At 64.6% G+C, this 1,321-nt stretch carries 1 pseudogene; it reads left to right on the top strand.

The annotated features are described in order from the left end of the window. The first annotated feature begins 96 nt into the window (after positions 1-96). A pseudogene (locus AC5Y4C_RS20945) lies at positions 97-1,300 on the top strand (IS481 family transposase). The last annotated feature ends 21 nt before the right edge of the window (positions 1,301-1,321 follow it).

The following is a 1,321-nucleotide window of genomic DNA, read 5'->3' as shown; positions in this document are numbered from 1 at the left end:
GGTGTGTGGGTTCACGACATCGTTGACAGATGAGTCGGGTCATCGTTGACAGTGATAGTTGACACGGTGAGTCGGGTCATCGTTGACGCTGCGTGAGTGTCGAAACCCCGTGTGATCGTCTTGTCCGTCATCTCCGAGGAACTCACCGTCAGCCAGGCCGCCGCGCGGTTCGGCGTTTCCCGCCAGTGGGTCCATCAGCTGCTCACTCGATACCGCCAGGGCGGCCTGCCAGCCGTCGATGCGCGCTCGCGGCGCCCGCACAGCAACCCCAAGGCGGTCAGCGACGAGGTGATCGCCGCGATCGTGCACCTACGCGAACAGCTGGTCGACGACGGACTCGATGCCGGACCGCTGAGCCTGCAAGACCACCTGGCCCGCAGAGGACTTCATGTGCCCTCCACCTCCACCATCCGGCGCATCCTGCACCACCACGGCAAGATCACCCCGCAACCCCGCAAACGCCCACGCAGCTCCTATCACCGCTTCGCGGCCACCCAACCCAACGAGTGTTGGCAATCTGACTTCACCCATTGGCACTTGGCCGACGGCACCGACGCCGAAATCCTCAACTGGCTCGATGACCACTCCCGATACCTGCTGGCCTGCACCGCACACCGCCGCGTCGGCGGGCCCAGACGTGGTGACCAGCTTCACCCACACCGTCAACAGCCACGGACTGCCCGCCTCCACATTGACCGACAACGGCGCGGTCTACACCGCACGATTCACCCACGGCCACAACGAATTCGAACTACTCCTGGCAACCCTGGGCGTCACCCAGAAAAACGGCCGGCCAAGCCACCCCCAAACCCAAGGAAAAGTCGAACGCTTCCACCAAACCCTCAAACGCTGGCTGGCCAAACGCCCCCCGCCCGCCGACCTCGCCGCCCTGCAAACCCTGCTCGACACCTTCCGCGACATCTACAACAACCACCGCACCCACCGCGCCCTGCCCGCACACACCACCCCCGCACAGGCCTACACCGCCCTACCCAAAACCAGCCCAGCCGGGCACCCACCCACCGAGCACTACCGCATCCGCCACGACACCGTCGACCAATACGGCAAACTCACCCTGCGCCACGCCAGTCGCCTACACCACCTCGGCATCGGCCGCACCCACGCCGGCACCAAAGTCCTCATCATCGTCACAGCCACCACCGTCAGCGTCGTGGCCACCGCCACCCACCAACTCATCGCCAGCCACCACATCGACCCCGACCACAACTACTGGCGCAACCAACAAAAAAGCCCCGGCCGCTGGCCAGGACCCGTAACCGATCACGCGACTCATGTGTAAACCATGACCCGACTCATCACA

Source organism: Mycobacterium sp. NGS35, assembly GCF_059812855.1.
This window is presented reverse-complemented; position numbering and strand designations above follow the sequence as displayed.